The sequence below is a fragment of the Polynucleobacter sp. 39-46-10 genome (assembly GCF_002282275.1).
This window is the reverse complement of the sequence record NZ_NCJB01000383.1, coordinates 1-2,002: the sequence shown is the minus strand read 5'-3', so window position 1 is coordinate 2,002 and position 2,002 is coordinate 1. Positions and strand designations below refer to the sequence as shown.

General features: G+C 45.1%; 1 pseudogene. It reads right to left on the bottom strand.

The window, feature by feature from the left end:
* Positions 1-1,995, bottom strand: a pseudogene (locus B7X71_RS15890) (efflux RND transporter permease subunit); the annotation flags it as partial.
* Positions 1,996-2,002 lie beyond the last annotated feature (7 nt).

The window sequence follows — 2,002 nt, the reverse complement described above, 5'->3', positions numbered from 1 at the left end:
GAATGAGATCAAAATGACGCCATCTTGAATAGCGATGCCGAACAAGGATAAGAAGCCAAAGAAGGCTGAAATACTGAGCGTTTCTCCAGCCAAGTGCAAAGCGATCACACCACCAATGGCTGCAAATGGCACATTAATCATCACAATCACCGCATCACGGAAATTACCAAAGGCGCTCACCAATAATAAGAAGATGCCTAATAGTGCTAGGGGCACAATCAACATGAGCTTTTTTTGTGCCTGCTTCATTTGATTAAACTGCCCATCCCAACTAATCGAATAATTTGGAGGCAGCGTAATGTTTTTGCTGACTAGATGTTGTGCATCTTCTACCGCACTTCCCAAATCTCGATTACGCACGCTGAACTTAATGGCGATGTAACGCTTGCCCGCTTCCCGATAAATGAAGAATGGGCCATCAGAAAGTTGTACTGTGGCAACCATCGATAAAGGAATCGCAGAGCCGTTTGGTGAATCTACCAATAAGCGGCCAATATCGGCAGTATCGTTACGACTACCTGGATTAAGACGCACAGCTATGCCAAAGGTTTTTTCATCTTCTAATAGGTTGGTAACCGCAGCACCACCAATGGCGTTAGCAACAACCGTCTGAATTTCATTCACATTAATACCGTAACGCGCCGCCCTCTCACGATCGATTTGAATATTGAGGGTTGGCTGACCCAATTCTTTCAGAATACCTTCGTCAGCGACGCCGCGCACTTTTCTCAGCTGGGCCATCACCTCTTGTGCTTTTTGATCCAGTACCACCAAATCGGCGCCGTATATCTTGACTGAGTTCTCGCCCTTGACTCCCGACAAAGCCTCATTCACATTGTCTTGAATGTATTGAGAAAAGCTATAGGTCATGCCAGGGAGTTTTTTAAGCTCTTTTTCTAGATTGGCGATCAACTGTTTCTTACTAGAGCCACTAGGCATGTTATCGGGACTCTTCAGATAGAGGCCATACTCTTGATTAAATACGCCCGTGGAGTCAGTGCCATCATCAGGGCGCCCAATTTGCACAGCAACCTTCTCAATTTCTGGCTGCTTCAGGAAGGTCTCACGTAACTGATTGGCAACTTTGACGGAGTAATCCAAATCTACTGTATTGGGCAAGCTCACCCGCAGCCAAATATTGTTTTCTTCCAGAGTGGGTAAAAACGCAGTTCCTAAGCGAGTCACGCTCAGCAAAGTTAAGCCCAAAACAAATACTGCGACCGCAATAACCGTTAAAGGTCGATCCATCCACCTGCGCAGCAAAGGTTTATAACTATTTAATAGTCTCGTAATAAATCCCGGTGGCTTATGGTGCATGCTTTCACCGAATACCAAAGAGATCATTGCTGGTAAGAAAGTAAGACTGAGGATCATTGCCGCGATTAAGGCAAAGCCCATCGTAAAGGCCATCGGCTTGAAGATGATTCCCTCTACACCACCCATAAAGAACAATGGCGAATAGGCAACAATAATAATGCCCGTTGAATAAATCATGGCACGCTGCACCTCACTCGTAGCAATGATGATACTTTGCTTGAGACGCTTACCGCCCTCCTCTAAATGGCGCATGACGTTCTCAGTCAAAATCACGGCCGAATCAACGATTACTCCAAAATCAATTGCACCCAGTGAAATTAAATTGGCTGGAACACTCCAAAGATGCATCTGGATAAACGAGACGCATAAAGCCAATGGGATCACTGCAGCAACCACAGCTGCTGCTCGTAAGTTGCCCAAAAAGAAAAAAAGCACTGCCAGCACTAATGAAATTCCGAAAAACAAAGTATGTTTTACAGTTCCAATAGTGATATCCAAAAGAACTTGTCGGTCATAAAAAGGTGCGACCTCAATACCTGGAGGCAGAATCTGCTTATTAATATTCTCCACGGTATTGCGGACCCGCGCCAATACTTCAGTAGCATTTTCTCCACGGCGCAAATAGACAATTCCCTCAACTGAATCCGGATTGTCATTAAATTGGAACATTCCCAGACGAGGTGCA